Consider the following 19,590-nt stretch of genomic DNA (forward strand, 5'->3'; position numbering starts at 1 on the left):
CCGCAACTTCACAGGCCCATGAGCCTTGCGGACCTTCCGGACCTCGAAGTCCATCGCATCCCCTGAACTGGGGTGTTGCGACAACCACTAGAACGCAAGAAGGCCCGCCGGGCCGTAAGGGATACCCCGCTCGCGTGCATCGCACACACAATCCCCGCGCCGGGCACTTACATCTCATTAACCTACGGTGTCGTAACCTACGGGTCCGTAGGTAGAGCCGTGCGCGCCGCGCACTCCGGCCGCGCCTGCGTCCGCTCCCCGCCCCTCCGTCCCCAGGAGAATTCGTGAGTCTGGTGTCCCCGCGCCGCTCCCCCGACGACCTCAGCTTCGGCTGGACCGACCGCCGTCTGCTGTTCGCCCTGGAGGAGGTGGTGGAGCGGGAGCTGAACCGGCACCTCTCGGTGACGAAGGACTGGATGCCGCACCACTACGTCCCCTGGGGCGAGGCCAGGAACTTCCCCGAGTTCTTCGTGGACGGGGAGCCCTGGGCGCCGGAGCAGTCGAAGGTCACCGACGTCGGCAGGACCGCTCTCGTCGTCAACCTCCTGACCGAGGACAACCTGCCGAGCTACCACCACGAGATCGCCGCGCTCTTCGGCCGCGACGGCGCCTGGGGCACGTGGGTGCACCGCTGGACCGCCGAGGAGGCCCGGCACGGGATCGTGATGCGCGACTACCTGCTCGCGAGCCGTGCCGTGGACCCGGACGCGCTGGAACGGTTCCGCATGGAGCACATGAGCGCCGGCTTCCAGTCCGACAACCGGCACTCGATGCTCCACTCGGTCGCGTACGTGGCCTTCCAGGAACTCGCCACGCGCGTCTCGCACCGCAACACCGGCCACCAGTCGGGCGACCCGGTGTGCGACCGCATGCTCTCGCGCATCGCGACGGACGAGAACCTGCACATGGTCTTCTACCGCAACCTGCTGCGCGCCTCGCTCGACCTCGCGCCCGACCTCGCGCTCCAGGCGATCCGCGACGTCGTCGTCGACTTCCGGATGCCGGGCCACGGCATCCCCAACTTCGGCCGCGCGGCGGCGCAGATGGCGATCGGCGAGGTCTACAACCTGCGCATCCACCACGACGACGTGCTCTCGCCCGTACTGCGCTACCTCAAGGTCCTCGACCGCGACGGCCTCGGCCCCGAGGGGCTCAAGGCGCAGGAGGAGCTGGGGTACTTCATGGGCGCGCTCGATGACAAGGCGAGCGCGTTCGACGAGAAGCTGGCGGCGCGGAAGGCCCGGCTGGCGGCCAAGGCGGCCGCGAGCTGAGCGGACGGTAGAGGCGGTACGAGTCCCGGGGGCGGCCGGAAGCGTCTCCGGCCGCGCCCGCCGGGCACCCGCCCGCCCGTGCCGCCGCCCTCACGCCCGCAGTCTCCGGAGCCGTCCCCGTTCCTTCTCCGAGAGGCCGCCCCACACCCCGTAGCGCTCGTCGCGGGCGAGGGCGTGTTCCAGGCAGGCGCGGCGGCTCGGGCAGGAACGGCAGACGCGCTTGGCGTCCTGCACCGAACCGCCCGGCTCGGGAAAGAAGAAGTCCGGGCCGATCTGCGCGCACAGGGCCGCTCCCTGCCAGTCCTCGGGTTCCTCGCCCGTGCTCGTGCTGTCCCCGTGATCGTTCATGACGAGCATCGTGCCGTGCCGCCCGAAACAAACGATCGACGAACGCTCAACGCGCGTTCAACGCCGAGTGCCGGGCGGCGTGTCGAGGCTGGACAGGCGCCGGGCACGCCGCCTCCGCACGCCCGCCACCCCTCCTCCAGGCCCCCGCGCCGCCCGGCTCCTCTCCCTCACACCCCGACCGGCAGCTCGGCGAATCCCCGCATCACGAAGTTCGGCCGCCGTCGCGCCTCACCCGCGAGGTGGAGCCCGGGGACCCGGTCGAGCAGGGCCGCGAGCGAGGCGGTGAGTTCGAGGCGGGCGAGCGGGGCGCCGACGCAGTAGTGGATGCCCGCGCTGAAGGAGACGTGCGGGTTGACGGAGCGGCCGAGGTCGAGGCGGTCCGGCGCGGCGAAGGCGGCCGGGTCGTGGTTGGCCGAGCCGAACAGGAGGGCCAGCTCCTCGCCGCGAGGGATCGTGACTCCGTCGATCTCGATGTCGTCGAGCACCCAGCGTTCGAAGAGCTGCAACGGCGTGTCGTAACGCAGCAGTTCCTCCACCGCGGAGGGGACGAGGCCGGGGTCGGCGCGGAGGGCGGCGAGCTGGCCGGGGTGGGTGAGCAGCGCGTGCCAGCCGTTGACGGTCGAGCCGACGGTGGCCTCGTGCCCCGCGTTGAGGAGCAGCGCGCAGGTCGCGACGATCTCCGCCTCGCTGAGCCGGTCCCCCGCCTCGCGCGCGGCGACGAGCGCGGAGACGAGGTCCTCGCCCGGGCGGCGCGCGCGGTCGGCGATGAGGGCGCGCAGGTACGCGGAGAACTCGGCCGAGGCGGTGACCGCGCGTCGCGCCGTCTCCTCCGAGGGGTTCAGCTCGTACATCGCGCAGATCGCCGCCGACCAGGGCCGCAGGAGCGGGCGATCGGCCTCCGGCACGCCGAGCAGTTCGGCGATGACGGCGACGGGCAGCGGCTCGGCGACCTCGGTGAGGAGGTCGCCGCCGCCCCGTTCGGCGAGCGCGTCGGCGAGTTCGCGGGCCAGTCCGGTCACGTACGGGCGCAGCGCCTCGACCGTGCGCGGGGTGAAGGCGTGCGCGACGAGGCGGCGGATGCGGGTGTGGTCCGGGGGTTCGAGTTCGAGCATCCCGAGGTCGTTCAGCTCGTGGAAGGGCGCGTGCGCGCGCGGCGGTGGGGTGCGGCCGAACTCCTCGTGCGTGTAGCGGTGCTGGTAGCTCCGGCCGAGGCGACGGTCGCGCAGCAGCGCGGAGACGTCGGCGTGGTGCGGGACGAGCCACTGGCCGCTCGGCGCGTAGTGCAGGACGCGGCCGGCCGCCCGCAGTTCGGCGTAGACCGGGTAGGGATCGGCGAGGAAGGCGGGGTCCCTGTGGTCGAAGGCGGCGGGGGCGAGGGGGCGCGGCGCGGCGGCTGGTGCGGTCATGGCAGGACGGTAGAGGGCGCGGGACCGGGTGACCAGGCCACGCGCACACGCGCCCCCGCCCGCGGAAGCCGCGCCCCCACGCATACCCCCGCCGCGCATCCGGGGACGTCCGTCCCGGAGCCCGGACCCGCGCTCAGCCGCGCGGATTCGGCGTCATCACGGCGAAGACGGCCCCGTGCGGGTCCGTGAAGCGCGCCATGCGGCCCACGTCGGGGATGTCGAGCGGCTCCACCTCGGCGCTCGCGCCGCCCGCGAGCGCCTTCGCCGCCGTCGCGTCGCAGTCGGCGACGTTGAAGTACGGGAGCCAGTACGGTCCGCGTCCGCTCGTCGCGGCGTCGAGCGGCGCGACTCCGGCGAACATGTCCTCGGGGGTGCCTCCGGAGGCGTGCGGCATGAGGTAGTCGCCGCCCTCCATGTGCATCGTCGTCGTCTCCCAGCCGAAGACCTGGCCGTAGAAGGTGACCGCCGCGGGGGGCTCGGGGCTCTCCAGCTCGGCCCAGAAGAAGGCGTTCGTGTCGGTGACGAGGCCGAGGCCCTTGTTGGCGCCCGGCTCCCAGACGGCGAAGGCGGCGCCCTGCGGGTCGGTGCAGGCGGCGAGCCTGCCGAGGTCCATGACGTCCGTGGCCGGGGTCGTTACCGTGCCGCCGTGCTGCTCGACGGACCGCGCGGTCGCCGCGGCGTCGGGGGTCTTGAAGTAGATCGTCCAGGCGGGCGGCACCTTGTCGGCCGGCTGCGGCATGACGGCGGCGACCGTCTTGTCGTGCAGGGTGAACAGCCCGTAGTTCCCCTTGTCCGGGCCCATGCGCCGGAGCGACCAGCCGAAGAGCCCCCCGTAGAACTCCTCGGCCCGGTCGAGGTCGGGCGTGGACAGTTCGAGCCAGACGGGCTCGCCGTCCGCGTAGTGTGCGCTGTTGAGCATGGCGGGACTTCTCTCGCTCGCGTCGTGAGCCCGCCGCCACGGGGTACGGGCACGGCGGACGCCCTCCCTTCCGAGTCTGGCACCGGCTCCGGTGAGCCGCGCGACGAGGAGGAACGGCGCCCGCGCACGCACCGCACCGCCCCGTACGCCCTCCGTCACCCGCCCCCGCGTCCCCCTCCCCCGGGACGCGGCCGTCTCCGGAGAGGCGGGACGAGGCGGACCGTCGCCTCCCGCGACAGCGACAGCGACAGCGACAACAACGCTGCCCGGCCCCGGCTCCCCACCCGGCCACCCGCCGCCGCCCGGCCGCACGCCCCGCCGCCCGCCGCCCACTCCGCCGCCCTCAGCCCCCGTGCCCCGCGTGCTCCCCGGCGGCTGCCTTGCCCGTGGCCGTCCCCTTGCCCGTGGCGCCGCTCTTCTTCATCGTGTGGCCCTCGTGCCCCGGCACCGTGCCGTCCGCCTTCGCGACGAGGAACATCCCGGCCATGCCCATGTCGGAGTGCGACTGGACGTGGCAGTGGTACATCCACGCCCCCGCGCCCACGCCCTCGCCCGCGATGACCTGGAAGCCGAAGGAGTCGGCGGGGCCCACGATCTTGTTGTCGATGACGGCCGAGGGGTCGTCAGGTCCCGTGAGCAGGCCGGTGCGGTTGTCCGCCCAGCGGTGACCGTGCATGTGGAAGGTGTGGTAGTACTCGCCGTGCGTGATCATGACGATCTCGACGCGCTCCCCCACGACGGCCTCGAAGTCGGGTCCCTGCTTGAGGTTGTTGATCGTCATGTCGTTGAAGACGATCGTGTACGTGCGGTCGGGGAGCAGATCGCCCTTGCGGCGCACCACCACTCCCCCGTAGAGCCCGTTGCGGATGCCGCCGGTGCCGTGGTCGGTGCCGACGACGTGGTCGTGGTAGTGCCAGTAGCCCGCGCTGCCGGGGCGATACGTGCCGTCAGCCCGCCGGCCGGGCGTGTGGGTGCGCCAGGTGTACGTGCGGTGGCCGCCGGGCGGGACGTGACTGCCGCTCATGCGGGTGCCGTCGCTGGTGATCTCGTAGTCCAGGCCGTGGACGTGGAGGCTCGCGTCGACGTCCATGGTGTTCTCGAAGTCGATGTGCAGCGTGTCGCCCTCGTTGAGCTCGATGAGCGGCCCCGGGACGCTCGCCTTGCCCTTCTCCAGGCCGTAGCCCATCTGACCGTTCGCCAGGCGCTCCGCGTACATCGTGATGCGGCGCACCTCGCCCCCGGCGGGCGCGGTCGGCGCCGTCACGGCCGCCTGCGCCGTACCGCTCGTCGCACTCGCGCCCACCACGCCGAGGCCGGCCGCCGCGGCTGCTCCGCCGAGCAGGTAGCGCCTCCCGATGCGCCGTCCTCCCGAGCCCTCGTCCGTCGAAGCCATCACGAACTCCTTTTCCGATGAGCGGACTTGCCGGACCCCACGGGCCCCAGGGACGGGCACACGGTAGCCGCGCGGGCCTCGTTTATCCACAGTGAGGACAAAGTTTGTGCTATTCAGGTCATAGGTATTGGCCTCCCGGGCAAAGGGGTCTAGCTTCGGCGGCGCTGTTGCTGCGACTGACGAGGGTGGAGGACCACATGCGGTTCACACCGCACCAACGGACATCGACTCAGGTGTCCGGTACCGAGAGAACACACTCCGCATCCCCCACGGGAACTACACGGACCGGCGCCACCAGAACATCACCCGCACGCGTCCGGGCCCGCCGGCGAGCACGGCTCGCCGGCGCCGCGGTGCTCGCCTCGGCCGCGCTCGCGACCGGGCTGCTCACCGGGCCGCCCGCCGGCGCCGCGGACAAGGCCGCGCTCGCCCTGCCCTCGCCGCCCGGCGGGGACGAGGTGAAGGTGCTCATCTACACCGGGAGCACCGCCCCGGAGTCCCCCGCGGTCAACGCGGGGATCGAGGCCATCGAGAAGATCGGCCAGTCCGGCCCGGCCGGGCAGCGCTTCACGGTCGAGGCGACCGACAAGGCGAAGGTCTTCACCAACGCGACCAGGCTCGGCAAGACCAACGCCGTCGTGTTCCTCACCGGGCCCGGCGACGTCCTCGACGCCGATCAGGAAGCCGGGCTGGAGGCGTACATCAAGGCCGGGGGCGGCTTCGTCGGCCTGAACGACGCGGCCCGCACCGAGCCGTACTCCGACTGGTACACCGGTCTCATCGGGGCGCGGCCCGTCGAGGGCAGCGGGGCGAAGGCCCAGCGCGCCACCGTCGAGGTCGGCGACCGCCTCCACCCGGCGACGAAGGACCTGCCGCTGGAGTGGAAGCACCCCGACAAGTGGCTCAACTGGCAGAAGAACCCGAGCGGCACGGTGCACACCGTCGCCCGGGTCCGCGAGTCCACGTACAGTCCGGGCGAAGGCGCCAACGGCGCCGACCACCCGGTCTCGTGGTGCCGCGACTACGACGGCGGACGGTCCTTCTACTCGGCGATGGGCGGTACGGCGGACAGCTTCGCCGAGACCGACTTCCGCGCCCACCTGCGCGGCGCCCTGCTGTGGACGACGCGTCTCGTGCAGGCGGACTGCAAGGCGACGATCGAGTCCAACTACGTCGCCGAGCGGCTCACGCAGCCGAACAAGGCGGGCGAGAACGACCAGATCGGCGAGCCGCACGGCCTCGTCACCGCCCCCGACGGGCGCGTGCTCTACATCGGGCGCGGCGGCAAGGACGGGAGCCAGCCCGTCGTGACCGACTGGAACGACCCCGACGTCGGCAAGGGCGAGGGCGAGATCCACATCTACGACCCGAAGACCAAGCAGGTCACGCTCGCCGGGAAGCTCTCCGTCTTCGGCAACAAGGGCGGGGGCGACGAGCTGGTCAAGGTCGAGGAGGGGCTGCTCGGCATCGCGCTGGACCCGCGCTTCGAGGACAACGGCTGGGTGTACCTGCACTACACGCCGCACTCCAAGCTCGACCGCGACAAGCAGATGGCGACCCGCCAGGTCTCGCGCTTCACGCTGAACAAGAAGACGAACAAGCTGGACCTCTCCTCGGAGAAGGTCCTGCTCTCCTGGCCGGTGCAGGTCCACTCCTGCTGCCACGCGGGCGGCGGTCTCGCCTGGGACTCCCACGACAACCTGTACATCGCCGTGGGTGACAACAACTCCTCGCAGTTCAGCGACGGTTACTCCGGCAACAACCCCCAGCCCAACTACAAGGGCGTCTCCTTCGCCGACGCGCGCCGCACCGCGGGCAACACGAACAACCTCAACGGGAAGATCCTGCGCATCCACCCGGAGCAGGACGGCACCTACACGATCCCCGAGGGGAACCTCTTCACCGGCAAGGAGACCGCCGAGGGCGGCGGCAAGACGCGCGGTGAGATCTACGTGATGGGTGTCCGCAACCCGGCGCGCATCTCGGTCGACAAGAAGACCGACACCCTCTACGCGGGCTGGGTCGGCCCCGACGCCGGCGCCCCGAGCGAGACGTGGGGCCCGGCCAAGTACGACACCTTCGCCGTCATCACCAAGGCGAGCAACCGCGGCTGGCCGTACTGCATGGGCAACAAGCAGCCCTACCGCGACCGCAACCTGCCCGACCCGAGCAAGCCGCTGGGCTGGTACGACTGCGACCACCCGAAGAACGAGTCCCCGAACAACGACGGGCTCGTGAACCTCCCGCCCGTCACCGGCAACAACATCTGGTACTCGCCGCAGGGCGGTGGCCCGGACTACCCGCGCGACGCGGCCGGGGTGCCCTCGTACAAGCAGAGCGAGGCCACGTACAAGCTGCCGTGGCTCAAGGGCGGCGGCCAGGCGACGATGAACGGCCCGGTCTACCGGTACGACGAGAACAGCGCCAGCTCCGTCAAGTGGCCCCAGTACTGGGACGGCAAGTGGTTCGTCGGTGACTTCTACGACGACACCCAGCCCCGGCACGCGGTGCTCATGGACCCGAAGACGCAGGGCGAGGGCGGACTGCCCATCCACGCCGAGTCGCTGCGGAAGATCGTCCCGGTCGGCGAGAACGGCATCCGCAACCTGATGGACTGGAAGTTCGCCCCGGACGGCTCGCTCTACGTCCTCGACTACGGGCGCGGCTTCTTCACCTCGGACAGCCACTCCGCGCTGTGGCGCGTGACCTACAAGGGCGGGGGCCCCACCCCCGCCGCCGACCAGCTCGTGAGGAGGTAAGCGGTGCGACCACGACGGCGTACGAGAGCGCGGCACCGGGCTTCCCGGCTGCTGCTGACCCTGCTCGCCGCGTTCGGGCTCGTCCTCGGACTGAGCGCGACGAGCGCGACAAGCGCCACGGGAGGCCCCGCCACGGCCGCCCAGAAGACCGTGAAGCCGGAGAAGGACGCCGCGCCCAAGGCGGCCCAGGTGCTCAACTGGACCGCGGGCGACGACATCACGCACTACGTCTCCGCCCCCGAGAAGGCGGTCGCGGGGCCCGCCACGATCGTCTTCGAGAACAGCGCGGCCACCGGCAACACCACCGGGATGCCGCACACGCTGACCTTCGACGTCTCCAGCCCCGACTACAACAACGACGTCAACGTCAACATCCTCGCCAACCCCTCGGACGCCCAGGGCGGCAAGCACAGCGTCGAGGTCGTGCTCAGCCCGGGCACGTACCGCTACCACTGCACGATCCCGGGGCACCTCTCGATGGAGGGCACCCTCGTGGTGACCGACGGCGGGGGCGGCGAGGACACCACCGCGCCCACCACCTCGGCGAAGGTGAGCGGCGACCAGAACGCCGACGGGGCCTACGTCGGCTCCGCGTCCGTCGCGATCGAGGCGAGCGACGAGGGCACGGGCGTCGACACCGTCGAGTACGCGATCGGCGCGGACGGCGCCTGGCAGCCGTACACCGCCCCGGTCGTCATCGACCAGGTCGGTGAGCACGTCGTGCGCTACCGCGCGACCGACAAGGCGGGCAACGCGGCCGAGGAGAAGTCCGTCTCCTTCACCGTCGTGGGACCGCCGACCGACGACCAGGACCCGCCCGAGACCTCGGCGACCGTCACGGGCGAGAAGGACGAGAACGGCGCCTACCTCGGGATGGCGACCGTCACCGTCACCGCCTCCGACACCGGTTCGGGCGTCAACAAGGTCGAGTACGCGCTCGGTGCCGACGGCGCCTGGCAGGAGTACACCGGGCCCGTCATGGTCCACGAGCCGGGCGAACAGGTGGTGCGCTACCGGGCCACCGACAAGGCGGGCAACGCGGCGGCCGAGAAGACCGTCTCGTTCACCGTCGTCGAGCCGCCCGCCCAGGACACCACGGCCCCCGTGGTCGGCGCGGAGGTGACCGGTTCGAAGAACTCGGACGGCGCCTACCTCGCCTCGGCGAAGCTCACCCTGAGCGCGACCGACGAGGAGTCGGGCGTCGACAAGATCGAGTACTCGCTCGACGCGGGCCCCTACCTCGCCTACAGCAAGCCCGTCGTGATCGACCGCGTCGGCCGGCACACCGTCGACTACCGCGCGAGCGACAAGGCGGGCAACACCTCCGAGGCGCGCCAGGTGGCCTTCACCGTCGCGGCCGGGGGCGGCGTGCCCGCGCCGGGCTGCGCCGAGTTCGACGAGCGCAAGACCGTCTTCGTCGGGACGATCGACACCGGGGTGCCCAACCGCATCACGGAGAACCGCTGCCGGATCAACGAGCGCATCGAGGACGAGAAGGACTGGTCGTCGAACGCCCTGTTCCTCAAGCACGTCACGCAGGTGCTCGACCAGTTGCGTGCCGAGAACGTCATCGACCAGCGCGAGCGCAAGGCGATCAACCAGGCCGCCAAGGCGTCCGGGATCGGCAAGCCGGGGCAGACGACCGGCTACAAGGACCTCATGGACGGCTCGCGGGCCCAGTTCGACAGGTGGGAGCAGGTCGGCGGCGGCAAGTTCACGCTGAACGACGACGGCTCGATCACCAGCTCCACCGATGTCGACGGCATGGGGATGCTGTGGTTCCCGGAGCGGAAGTTCGACGACTTCTCGCTCAAGCTCCGCTTCCGTGACGACGGGCCGGGCACCACGAACGCCAACGGCGGGGTCTTCATCCGCTTCCCGAACGTCCACGACCACCCGGAGGAGTCGCGGCCCGAGTGGGTCGCGATCAACTACGGGCACGAGATCCAGATCTTCGACTCGCCCACCGGGGACATGTACAAGACCGGGTCCGTGTACGGCTTCGACCGGGTCGGCCTCGCGGGCGCCGGGGTCACCGAGAAGGGGACCTGGAACGACTACGAGGTCCGGGCCGTCGACCAGCACTTCCAGATCTTCCGCAACGGGGTGCTGATCAACGAGTTCGACAACACCGGCGGCCAGCTCTTCGAGCCGCCGCGGTCCGGTGACCCGGGCACCGACGGGCGGCGCTACGCCTCCGGCTACATCGGTCTCCAGGTGCACAGCACGTCCGACGTGATCTCCTACCGGGACGTCCGGATCCAGGAGCTGTAGTCCGCGCGGGCGTTCAGCCGGGAGCGGTGGCGGTGGCACCCCCACCGCCACCGCTCCCCTCCGTGCGGGCGGCGTGAGCCCCGGCCTGGCCGCGCCCGCCCGGGTGCCGGTGGCGCCAGATCCAGAAGACCGCGCAGGAGACGAGGGCCCAGGCGGCGAGCACCAGGTAGGGGAAGAGGTGCTGGTGGCCGCGGAAGTACACGGCGGTGTGCTGCGCGTTGACCGAGGCGCCCGGCGGCAGCCACTGCCCGATGTGCCCGAGGACCGAGGGCAGCAGCGGCCAGGAGACCGCCCCGCCGGAGGACGGGTTGCCGAGCAGCACCATGACGCCCCACGTCGGGAGCATCGCCCAGCGCCCGACGAGGGTATTGAACATGGTGAAGACCATGCCGCACGTGAACATCGTGAACGCGAGGATGAGCCAGGACTGCGTGAACGGCAGGTGCAGCGCGCCGAGCCACCAGTCCACGACGGCCGCGATCGTGAAGCCGCCGAGCAGCGCGTACGCGGCCGTGAACGCGATCCGCTCCAGGGGGTCCAGGCCCCGCGCGTGCACGCTGAGCTGGATGGCGCCGACGAAGCCGACGATGACGGCGGCGAGCGAGATGTAGAAGAGCGCGAGGCCGCGCGGGTCCCCCGACTGGAGCGGATTGACGTCCCGCACGGTGACGGGCGTCCCCGTCTCCTCACCGGCCTTCGGCGCGGCCTCGGCGAGCAGTTGCGCGACCGAGGCACCCGAGGCGCCCGAGAGGTCGAGCCGCGCGCGCTCGCCCTCGCGGCTCAGCACCGCGAAGACCTTCTGCTCCTCGATCGCCTCGCGCGCCTCCCCGTAGTCGCGGTACGAGTGCAGGCTCAGGCCCGCGTCGAGCGCGCGCTCCATGCCGTCCACGAACCGCTGCCCCTGCGGCCACCGCTGCTCGCCGACGACGGCGACCGGCACGTGGCGGGGTGTCGGGTTCGCCATCTGGTACGTGTACGAGCCCGCGAAGAGCCCCGCGGCGGCGGCCAGGATGAGGCACAGCACGACGGCGGGCCAGTACGCGGAGGTGCGGAAGCCCGCCCAGCGCTCGCGGGCGGAGGGGCGGCGGGCGTGGTCGGGGTGGGCGCCGGAAGGGCCCGGGGGGTGCCCGTCCGGGCCGGGTGCGCTGCCCCGCGGGCCGGGGCTGCCGGGGTCCGCCATGGCTCAGTCCGTCTCCTTCTTGGCGCGGCTCGGCTGCACCCGCGAGGGCTCGCCCGGCATCTTCGGGTAGTCCGGTGGGTACGGCAACTCGCCGAGTCCCTCGCTCTCGTCGCGCGCCGCGAGATCGAGCAGCGGTTCGAGCGAGTAGCGGCGTTCGTCCATGTCCGCGTGCACGTCCCCGCGCTCGCGGTAGCGGGCCACCATCGTGCGCAGGTCGAAGTCGCGCGGGTCGGCGTCGGGGACCTCGTCCCACGTGAGCGGCGCCGAGACGGGGGCGTGCGGGCGGGCGCGGAGCGAGTAGGCGGCGGCGATGGTGCGGTCCCTGGCGTTCTGGTTGTAGTCGAGGAAGATCCGCTCGCCGCGCTCCTCCTTCCACCAGTGGGTCGTCACCCTGCCCGGCATCCGGCGTTCCAGCTCGCGCCCCACGGCGATGGCGGCGCGGCGCACCCCGGCGAAGTCCCAGCGCGGCTCGATCGGCACGAAGACGTGCAGCCCGCGTCCGCCGGAGGTCTTCGGGAAGCCGCGCAGGCCCAGCTCGTCGAGGAGCCCGCGCAACTCGACGGCGACCGCGACGGCCTCGGCGAAGCCGGTGCCGGGCTGCGGGTCGAGGTCGAGGCGCAGTTCGTCCGGGTGGTCGGTGTCGTCGGCCCGGACGGCCCAGGGGTGGAAGACGAGGCCGCCGAGGTTCGCCGCCCACAGGATCGCCGCGGGCTCCTCGGGGCACAGCTCGTCGGCGTACCGGCCGCTCGGGAAGGAGATCCGCGCGGTGCGCAGCCAGGAGGGGTGGTTCTTGGGGGCGCGCTTCTGGAAGAAGGACTCGCCCTCGACGCCCTCCGGGTAGCGCTCCAGCGTGGTGGGCCGCGCCCGCAGGGCACGCGTCATGCCCTCGCCCACCGTGAGGTAGTACTCCGCGACGTCCCGCTTCGTGTAGCCGGGACGCGGATAGTAGATCTTCTCCGGGTGGCTGATCCGCACGGTGCGCCCGCCCGCCGTCAGCTCCTCCGCTTCGTCCGCCATGGCGCCACGGTAGGCGGGGGCGCGTACCTCCGCATATCGGTGTCCACCGGTGCTCATAGTGCGGAAGGCCGTCGTCCCGGCACACAATCGGCTCATGCGTCTGCCTGTCATGCCTCCGGTGAGACCGATGCTCGCGAAGGCCGTCCCGGAGATCCCGCCCGGGATGCACTACGAGGCCAAGTGGGACGGCTTCCGCTGCCTCGTCTTCAAGGACGGGGACGAGGTGGAGCTGGGCAGCCGCACGGGCAAGCCGCTCGGGCGGTACTTCCCCGAGCTGGTCGAGGCGCTGCGGGAGCGGTTGCCCGGGCGGTGCGTGCTGGACGGGGAGATCGTCGTGGCGCGCGCGGGGCGGCTGGACTTCGACGCGCTGAGCGAGCGCATCCATCCGGCCGCCTCGCGGGTGCGGCTGCTCGCGGAGACGACGCCGTCCTCCTACGTCGCCTTCGACCTGCTCGCGCTGGACGAGGAGTCCTGGGTCGACCGCCCGCAGCGCGCCCGCAGGGAACGGCTCGAAGCGGTGCTCGCCCACGTGGCTCCCCCGGTGCACCTCGCGCCCGCGACGGGGGACCGTGCGGTGGCCGAGGAGTGGTTCGGGCGCTTCGAGGGAGCCGGGCTGGACGGGATCGTCGCGAAGCCGCCGGAGCTGCCGTACCGCGAGAACCAGCGCGTCATGTTCAAGGTCAAGCACGAGCGGACGGCCGACTGCGTGGTGGCCGGGCTGCGCTTCCACAAGAGCGGCCCGGTGGTCGGCTCGCTGCTGCTCGGGTTGTACGACGACGCGGGGGCGCTCCAGCACGTGGGCGTCTGCGCGGCCTTCCCGATGAAGCGGCGCGCGGAGCTGATGGAGGAGCTGGAGCCCCTGCGGATGGACGGGCCGAAGGCCGGAGCGAAGGACTCGGGCGGGCACGGCGGGGAGCACCCCTGGGCGCACTGGGCCGAGGCGGAGGCGCAGGAGGCGGGGCGCCTCCCGGGCGGGCCGAGCCGGTGGACGGGCACGAAGGACCTGTCGTGGGTGCCGCTGCGGCCCGAGCGGGTCTGCGAGGTCGCGTACGACCACATGGAGGGTTCCGCCGCCTCCGGCAGGGCCCGTTTCCGGCACACCGCGCGCTGGCGCCGCTGGCGCCCGGACCGCACCCCGGAGAGCTGCACGTACGGGCAGGTCGAGGAGCCGGTGCGGTACGAGCTCGGGGCGGTGCTCGGCGGGGACTGAGCCCCCCGTACCGCCCCGCTGTGCCCGTCCGGCCCTACAGCTGCACCTGCCGCCCGTGCCAGTCCATGCACAGCACCATGGCGTCGTCCTCCTGCGCGAGGGAGCCCCGGTGCGCCGCGAGCTCCTTGAGCACGGCGTACGGGACCTGCGCGGGCGGCAGCAGGCGGGTGCCGGTCATCGCGGCGGCGAGCGCGCGCTTCCCGTACGGTTCGCCGGCCGGCGACAGCGTCTCGTAGACGCCGTCACTGAAGAAGAAGAGCCGGTCCCCCGGCAGGACGCGGAAGCGCTGGGCGGTGTAGACGGTGTCCTCGAACATGCCGAGCGGGAGCTGCGCGTCGAGCTCGATCTGCTCGGAGACGCCGTCGCGCTGGCGCCACAGTTGCGGCGAGCCCGCGTCCACGACCTCGGCCTCGCCGGTCGCGAGCTCGAAGCGGAGCAGCAGCGTCGACAGGTGCGTGACGCCCTGGTGGTGGCCGTAGATCGCCTGGTCGGCGAGGGCCGCCTGGTCGGCGAGGCTCAGCCCGGCGCGGCGCGCGTTGCGCAGCGCGTTGACGGCGAGGTTGGTGAGGAGGGCGGCCTCGATGCCCTCGCCCGTGCCGTTGGTGACGGAGAGGTGCAGTGCCTCGGCCGAGCCCGACCAGTCGAAGTTGTCGCCGCGGACCGCGTAGGCGGGCTCCAGCTGGGCCCCGAGGGCGTACTCGGGGCGGGTGCAGGACCGTCCGGGGAGCAGCTGCCACTGGAGCTCGGCGGCGAGGGTGAGGCGGCGGGCGCGGCGGGCCCGCTGGTAGAGGTCGGTGTCGCGTTCGGCGACGAGGATCTCGTGCCCGAGCACTTCGCCGATCTCTGCGAGTTCCCCGGCCATTTCCTCGTCGTAGCCGTCCGCGGGCAGCCGTACGGTGAGGATGCCGAGCCGGTCGCCACGCACGGTGACGGGCACATGCACGAGGGTGTGCTCGCCGGAGTTCTCCGCGTACGGCTGCTGGGCCCCGAAGGCGCGTCCGGGCGCTCCCAGATGGGCGGACAGCGGCTCCGGCGGCAGCGCCGGGGGTTCGACGGGCTGGAGTATGGTCATGGCGTAGTCGGCCATGAGCAGATCCGCGCCCGCGGCCCCGTAACGGGCCCGGAGCGCCGTGCGCAGCGCGCCGAGCAGTGCGTGGGGAGGGGCCTTGCGCAGAGCGCGTTCCACCGCCGCGAATCTGTCCACCGTACGTGTACCACCTGTCTCGGAGATCGGGAGAAGGGAAGCCGGACCACCATGCCTCAGCGACTGACAGGACCCTTGCGAAGTGTCAGAGTCGAGGACATGGGGGCTGAGACGGCGACCCAGGAGAACCGGGCTGCCGCGTCCCGCGTGGCCGGGGAGGTCATCGAGCTGCTGGAAGTGATGTGGCACAAGGGCCGCGATCTGGCGCCGACAGCTCCGGTCTCAGTCTCGCAACTGCGCGTGCTGTACATCCTGGAGCGCGAGGACGGGATCAACCTGCGCACTCTCGGCGAGGAGCTGGGGGCCGCGCCGTCCTCGGTGAGCCGTCTGTGCGACCGGCTCCAGGCGCTCGGCTACGTGGAGCGCGCGGCGAGCCGGGCGAGCCGCCGGGAGGTGGAGCTGCGGCTCACCCCGCCGGGGACGCGCTATCTCGGCGAGCTGCGGGCACGGCGGCAGAGCGCGCTCCTGGAGATCCTGGAGCGGATGCCGCAGGCCGACCGGGACGCGCTGGCGCGCGGACTCGGCGGCTTCCTCGACGCCGCCGCGTGGGACACCGCCGACCGGGGCGAGGAGCGGCAGGCGGGATCCTCGCGCGAGGGGCCCACACGGGAGGGGACGGCCGACACCGCCTGAGCACCGCCCCCCGTCGTGCGGGAACGGCCCCCTGGACCAGTACACGCTTGTGACCTCCGGTTCACCTCGGTCCGCACGCCACCGTTCGGGCAGGGCGGTCCTGTCGGGGCTCAGATTGTTTCCTCGGGCGCACTGTTGTCAAACGGCAAGTGTCACGAGCGCGGGGCCGGGGCTGACGCCTGGTCAGCCGAGGCCGCGCGGTTCACGATGACATGGGGGCACCCGCTACCGGGCTCCACGACGCTCGGCTAATGTTTGCCGCGAGGCAACAGTTGCCAACGCCGCGCAGCCCGCGCGACGTGACCAGGAAGGGCGCCACCATGCCGGACGAAGCCGTCAGTCACGCGGACATTCCCGGGGCGCGGGTGGTGCGGCTGGTGGGAGAGGCGGACCTGGACACGGCGGAGGCCCTCGACGGGGGGCTCACCGCGGCGCTCGGCTCGGAGCAGCCGCTCACCGTGCTCGACCTCTCGCGGACGACCTTCGCGGACTCCACGGTGCTGGGGGTGCTGCTGCGGGCGCACACCCTGCACGAGCAGGCGGGCCGGCGCCTGCTGCTCGCCGGACCGCTCGACGACGTACTCGTGCGACTCTTCGACGTGACGGGCACGCGGGCGCATCTGCGTTTCGCGGCCGATCTCGCCCAGGCGGTCGGGGACGGGGACCGGCACCCCGAGCGGGGCTGAACCCGGGCGGCAGGAGGGGGCCGGGGCGGCGTGGCCGAACGGCCGGGCGAGCAGCCCGGCGGGACGGGTGAACGGGGTGGTGACCGGGAGCCGGGGTGATCGGGCGGAGCCGGTGGCGGGCGAGCGGGCCCGGTGCGGCGCGGTCGCGGCGGCTGGCCGGCGGCGGCCCGCGAGCCGGGTGTGGGGCCCCGACCCGTGCGGCGGTGACGTATCAGGCCGTGCGGTAGGCGGGCAGCTCAGCCCAGCCGTGCGCGATGAAGGTCGGCACCTGCTGCGGCTCGGGGTCAGCGAGACGCAGGCCGGGGAAGCGGGCGAAGAGCGCGGGGAGCGCGACGCCCGCCTCCAGGTGGGCGAGCGGGGCGCCGATGCAGCGGTGCGCGCCGATGCCGAAGGCGAGGTGGTCGCCGGAGTCGCGGTGCGCGTCGAAGAGGTGCGCGGTGGGCCCGTAGTGCGCCGGATCGTGGTTGGCCGCCGCGTACGTCGTGAGGATCGCGCTGCCCCGGGGGATGAGGACGTCGCCCGTCTCAGGGCCCTGGATGTCCTCGATCGCGAAGCGCATCGGCAGGTTGGCGATGCTCGGCGCCCAGCGCAGCGTCTCGGCGATGACCTTCTCCCAGGCCAGCTCGCCCGCCCGCACCTGCGCGAGCTGCTCGGGGTGGGTGAGCAGCGCGAAGGCCGCGTTGCCGATAAGGTTGACGGTCGTCTCGACCCCGGCGCCGATGACGAGGAGCAGCGTGTCGCGCAGCTCGTCGTCCGAGAGCCGGTCGCCGTCGGTGTCGCGCACCGCGACGAGGTCGCTCGCGAGGTCGTCGCCGGGCGCGGCGCGCTTGGTCCCGATGAGCTCGCCGAGCACCGCGTAGAGGCGGGCGAGCGTCGCCGCGGCCTCCTCGACGGGCCGCGAGACGTCCATGAAGTCGTCGAGCAGCGTCACCAGTTCGGCCTTGTGGGCGCCGCTCACGCCGAACAGCTCGCAGATGATCTCCATCGGCAGCCGCCGCGCGAAGGCGGTGCGCAGATCGACGACCTCGCCCTCGGGCACCGCCTCCATCTCGTCAAGCAGGCGTGTGACGATCTCCTCGACCCTCCCCCGCAGCCGCTCGGTGCGGTGGTGCGTGAAGGAGGGCGCGACGAGCTTGCGCAGCCGGCTGTGGTCGACCCCGTACGTGCTGAGCATGTTGATGACGCCGACCCAGCCGAGTATCCAGCCCCACTCGGGGTTGGCGGCGGCCTCGGGCCAGCGGTCCCAGTGCTTGCGGGGGTCCTTGCTGACGCGCGGGTCCAGGATGAGGGTGCGCAGGCTCTCGTACCGCGTCACCGCGAAGGCGGGGATGCCGCCGGGCAGCGTGATCTCCACGACGGGGCCGCGCGCCCGCAGCCGGGCGGCCTCGGCCGGGATGTCGGCGCCTACGGGGTCGAGAGTGACGGCTTGGAGCTGGTCCACGGGGTGACTCCTGGCTGATCGGGGCGGACGGGCCGGAAGGTGACGGGAAGCGCCGCGAGAGCCCGGTGGAAGGGCCCGGGGCGCCAGGTCAGTTCGTCGAAGGGGACCGCCAGTTCCAGCCCGGGCAGCAGCGTGAGCAGCCGGTCGATGGCGGTCGCCGCGATCAGCAGGGCCGGGTCGGCGGCGGGGCAGCGGTGCTCCCCCGCGCCGAAGCCGAGGTGCGCGCCGCCGTCCGAGCGCTCGTCGGCGTGCGCGGGCAGGCCGGTGGGATCGGCCCCGGCGCCCGCGTACGAGACGAGGACCAGCTCGGCGGGCTGGATCCACGTCCCGTGGAAGTGGACGGGCCGTGTCGCGAAGTACGGGCCGTAGTTCGCCATCGACGGGTCCGTGCGCAGGACCTCCGCGAGCGCCTCGCGGGTGGAGAGCGCGCCGTCCGTGAGCGAGGAGTAGTACCGCTCGTCGGTGAGCATCCGCGCCGTGGTGTTGCTGATGAGGTTCGCGGAGGGCTCGTTGCCCGCGCCCAGGGTGAGGACGACGTGCTGCACGACCTCCTCGGGCGCGAGCTGGGCGGGGTGCCCGATCAGCCAGGAGGGGAGGTCGTCCCCGGGGCTCTCGTACTTCGCCGTGATGAGTTCGTTCATGTAGCGGCCGAACTCCTCGTTCGCCGCGACAGCCTCGGCGCCCACCGCGTTCGAGAGGGTCGTCAGGATGCGGTCCAGCTCGCGGCCCGAGGCGTCGGAGCGCCCGTACAGGCGGTTGATGACGCGCGCCATGAGCGGGCGCGCGTACTGCCCGACGAGGTCGGCGCGGCCCTCGGTGGCGAACTCGCGCACGAGGTCGTCGGCGATCTCCGTGACGGTCGCGCGCAGCCGGTGCGGCTGGATCATCCGGAAGCAGTCGCTGACCGCCTGCCGGAAGCGGTCGTGGACCTCGCCGTCGGTGAAGAGGGCGTTGGGCCGGTAGCCGATCATGCCGAGCACGCCGTGCGCCTCGGGGGTGCGCGGCAGGCTCGCCTCCCACGGGCGCGGGTCCTTCGACCAGTGCCCGTCCTGGTCGGAGAGGATCTCCCAGGCGGCCCGGTAGTCGAGGACGAGGTGCGCGCCCACGCCGGGGGCGATCTCGACGGGGGCGACCGCGCCGTGCCGGGCGCGCATCCGCGCGTAGGCGGCGTGCGGGTCGGCGGCGAACTCGGGCTCGTAGAGCGCCGTGGCGCCCGGGACGTAACGGTTGCTCAACTCTCCACCAGCTCACGGATGTGCTCGACGAGCATGATCAGCATGTCCCTCGACGAGCGCGGTTCGCGCGCGTCGCACACCGCGAGCGGCGTGGACTCCTCCAGGTCGAGGGCGGCCCGCAGGGCCTCGGGGCCGTGCGCGGGCGAGTCCTCGAACTGGTTGACCGCGACGGCGTACGGGATGCCGCGCCGCTCCACGAGGTCGAGCACGTCGAAGCTCGCGTCGAGGCGCCGCGTGTCGGCGAGGACGAGGACGCCCATCGCCCCGTACGTCAGCTCCTCCCACAGCAGCCGGAACCGTTCCTGCCCCGGCGCGCCGAAGAGGTAGAGCACCGCGCCCGGGTGGGAGGAGGGCTCGGGCGCGCGCAGGGTGAGGCGCCCGAAGTCGACGCCGACGGTCGTCGTCGTCTTGCCGCGTACTCCGCTGAGGTCGTCGACGCTCTCGCCGGCCTGCGTGAGGACTTCCTCGGTGGTGAGCGGCGCGGTCTCCGACGCGGCGGCGACGAAGGTCGTCTTGCCCACGGCGAAGGGCCCGGCGACGACGATCTTCACGGGCACCGGCAGTTCGAGCGCCGGCCCGCCGGAGGCCGCGGTGCCGGGGGCGGGAGTGCCGGA

The 19,590-nt window shown here is 72.5% G+C and carries 16 protein-coding genes; 6 read left to right on the top strand and 10 right to left on the bottom strand.

The window, feature by feature from the left end; all coding sequences use genetic code 11:
- Nucleotides 1-293: 293 nt before the first annotated feature.
- Nucleotides 294-1,271: an acyl-ACP desaturase gene (locus IF99_RS0116740; protein ID WP_107048970.1), complete on the top strand. Its 978-nt coding sequence runs from the start codon at nt 294-296 to the stop codon at nt 1,269-1,271.
- Between the two features lie 90 nt (nt 1,272-1,361).
- Here the strand turns inward: IF99_RS0116740 and IF99_RS0116745 are convergent, their stop codons facing one another.
- The 4 genes from IF99_RS0116745 to IF99_RS0116760 form a co-directional block, all read right to left on the bottom strand.
- Entirely contained in the window at nt 1,362-1,628 is a 267-nt protein-coding gene (locus IF99_RS0116745) for a WhiB family transcriptional regulator (RefSeq protein WP_030997305.1), read from the bottom strand.
- A 158-nt stretch (nt 1,629-1,786) separates the two neighbouring features.
- Nucleotides 1,787-3,025, bottom strand: coding sequence for a cytochrome P450 (locus IF99_RS0116750; RefSeq protein ID WP_030997306.1), 1,239 nt, complete (start codon nt 3,023-3,025; stop codon nt 1,787-1,789).
- Nucleotides 3,026-3,158: 133 nt separating this feature from the next.
- Complete coding sequence (locus IF99_RS0116755) at nt 3,159-3,944, bottom strand: VOC family protein (RefSeq protein ID WP_030997307.1); 786 nt, start codon at nt 3,942-3,944, stop codon at nt 3,159-3,161.
- Between the two features lie 343 nt (nt 3,945-4,287).
- Complete coding sequence (locus IF99_RS0116760) at nt 4,288-5,337, bottom strand: multicopper oxidase domain-containing protein (RefSeq protein ID WP_037827060.1); 1,050 nt, start codon at nt 5,335-5,337, stop codon at nt 4,288-4,290.
- A gap of 197 nt (nt 5,338-5,534) precedes the next feature.
- Between IF99_RS0116760 and IF99_RS0116765 the strand changes: the two genes are divergently transcribed.
- Both IF99_RS0116765 and IF99_RS0116770 read left to right on the top strand, forming a co-directional pair.
- A complete protein-coding gene (locus tag IF99_RS0116765; RefSeq protein ID WP_420705678.1) occupies nt 5,535-8,096 on the top strand; it encodes a ThuA domain-containing protein in 2,562 nt (853 codons plus the stop codon).
- Between the two features lie 3 nt (nt 8,097-8,099).
- Nucleotides 8,100-10,370, top strand: coding sequence for an OmpL47-type beta-barrel domain-containing protein (locus tag IF99_RS0116770; protein WP_030997310.1), 2,271 nt, complete (start codon nt 8,100-8,102; stop codon nt 10,368-10,370).
- Between the two features lie 13 nt (nt 10,371-10,383).
- Here IF99_RS0116770 and IF99_RS0116775 read toward each other — a convergent pair whose 3' ends face one another.
- Nucleotides 10,384-11,550, bottom strand: a complete 1,167-nt coding sequence (locus IF99_RS0116775) for a membrane protein (protein ID WP_030997311.1) — start codon at nt 11,548-11,550, stop codon at nt 10,384-10,386.
- Nucleotides 11,551-11,553: 3 nt separating this feature from the next.
- Nucleotides 11,554-12,567 carry a non-homologous end-joining DNA ligase gene (gene ligD / locus IF99_RS0116780; RefSeq protein ID WP_030997312.1) on the bottom strand — a complete coding sequence of 338 codons (1,014 nt, stop codon included), beginning with the start codon at nt 12,565-12,567 and terminating at the stop codon, nt 11,554-11,556.
- Between the two features lie 94 nt (nt 12,568-12,661).
- Here ligD and IF99_RS0116785 point away from each other — a divergent pair, with 94 nt between their 5' ends.
- Nucleotides 12,662-13,777: an ATP-dependent DNA ligase gene (locus tag IF99_RS0116785; RefSeq protein WP_030997313.1), complete on the top strand. Its 1,116-nt coding sequence runs from the start codon at nt 12,662-12,664 to the stop codon at nt 13,775-13,777.
- Nucleotides 13,778-13,811: 34 nt separating this feature from the next.
- Here IF99_RS0116785 and IF99_RS0116790 read toward each other — a convergent pair whose 3' ends face one another.
- Entirely contained in the window at nt 13,812-14,981 is a 1,170-nt protein-coding gene (locus tag IF99_RS0116790; protein ID WP_030997315.1) for a PP2C family protein-serine/threonine phosphatase, read from the bottom strand.
- A gap of 99 nt (nt 14,982-15,080) precedes the next feature.
- Here IF99_RS0116790 and IF99_RS0116795 point away from each other — a divergent pair, with 99 nt between their 5' ends.
- On the top strand, nt 15,081-15,614 hold the full coding sequence (locus IF99_RS0116795; RefSeq protein WP_030997316.1) for a MarR family winged helix-turn-helix transcriptional regulator: 534 nt from the start codon (nt 15,081-15,083) through the stop codon (nt 15,612-15,614).
- A gap of 320 nt (nt 15,615-15,934) precedes the next feature.
- Nucleotides 15,935-16,300 (top strand): STAS domain-containing protein, encoded by a 366-nt coding sequence (locus IF99_RS0116800; RefSeq protein ID WP_030997317.1) that lies wholly within the window; start codon nt 15,935-15,937, stop codon nt 16,298-16,300.
- 211 nt (nt 16,301-16,511) lie between these two features.
- Here IF99_RS0116800 and IF99_RS0116805 read toward each other — a convergent pair whose 3' ends face one another.
- The 3 genes from IF99_RS0116805 to IF99_RS0116815 are packed head-to-tail and all read right to left on the bottom strand — an operon-like array spanning nt 16,512 to nt 19,539.
- Nucleotides 16,512-17,741, bottom strand: a complete 1,230-nt coding sequence (locus tag IF99_RS0116805; protein WP_030997318.1) for a cytochrome P450 family protein — start codon at nt 17,739-17,741, stop codon at nt 16,512-16,514.
- Complete coding sequence (locus IF99_RS0116810) at nt 17,705-18,976, bottom strand: cytochrome P450 (RefSeq protein WP_030997319.1); 1,272 nt, start codon at nt 18,974-18,976, stop codon at nt 17,705-17,707. Before IF99_RS0116810 ends, IF99_RS0116805 begins: the two co-directional genes overlap by 37 nt.
- On the bottom strand, nt 18,973-19,539 hold the full coding sequence (locus IF99_RS0116815) for a GTP-binding protein (protein ID WP_030997320.1): 567 nt from the start codon (nt 19,537-19,539) through the stop codon (nt 18,973-18,975). Before IF99_RS0116815 ends, IF99_RS0116810 begins: the two co-directional genes overlap by 4 nt.
- Between the last annotated feature and the right edge of the window lie 51 nt (nt 19,540-19,590).

The organism is Streptomyces sp. NRRL F-5630 (genome assembly GCF_000719475.1).
Taxonomy (GTDB): domain Bacteria; phylum Actinomycetota; class Actinomycetes; order Streptomycetales; family Streptomycetaceae; genus Streptomyces.

Coding starts and splice junctions, on each gene's coding strand:
- IF99_RS0116800 (WP_030997317.1), top strand. CDS start 15,935: ATGCCGGACGAAGCCGTCAGTCACGCGGACATTCCCGGGGCGCGGGTG.
- IF99_RS0116795 (WP_030997316.1), top strand. CDS start 15,081: ATGGGGGCTGAGACGGCGACCCAGGAGAACCGGGCTGCCGCGTCCCGC.
- ligD (WP_030997312.1), bottom strand. CDS start 12,567: ATGGCGGACGAAGCGGAGGAGCTGACGGCGGGCGGGCGCACCGTGCGG.
- IF99_RS0116775 (WP_030997311.1), bottom strand. CDS start 11,550: ATGGCGGACCCCGGCAGCCCCGGCCCGCGGGGCAGCGCACCCGGCCCG.
- IF99_RS0116745 (WP_030997305.1), bottom strand. CDS start 1,628: ATGCTCGTCATGAACGATCACGGGGACAGCACGAGCACGGGCGAGGAA.
- IF99_RS0116755 (WP_030997307.1), bottom strand. CDS start 3,944: ATGCTCAACAGCGCACACTACGCGGACGGCGAGCCCGTCTGGCTCGAA.
- IF99_RS0116750 (WP_030997306.1), bottom strand. CDS start 3,025: ATGACCGCACCAGCCGCCGCGCCGCGCCCCCTCGCCCCCGCCGCCTTC.
- IF99_RS0116785 (WP_030997313.1), top strand. CDS start 12,662: ATGCGTCTGCCTGTCATGCCTCCGGTGAGACCGATGCTCGCGAAGGCC.
- IF99_RS0116765 (WP_420705678.1), top strand. CDS start 5,535: ATGCGGTTCACACCGCACCAACGGACATCGACTCAGGTGTCCGGTACC.
- IF99_RS0116760 (WP_037827060.1), bottom strand. CDS start 5,337: ATGGCTTCGACGGACGAGGGCTCGGGAGGACGGCGCATCGGGAGGCGC.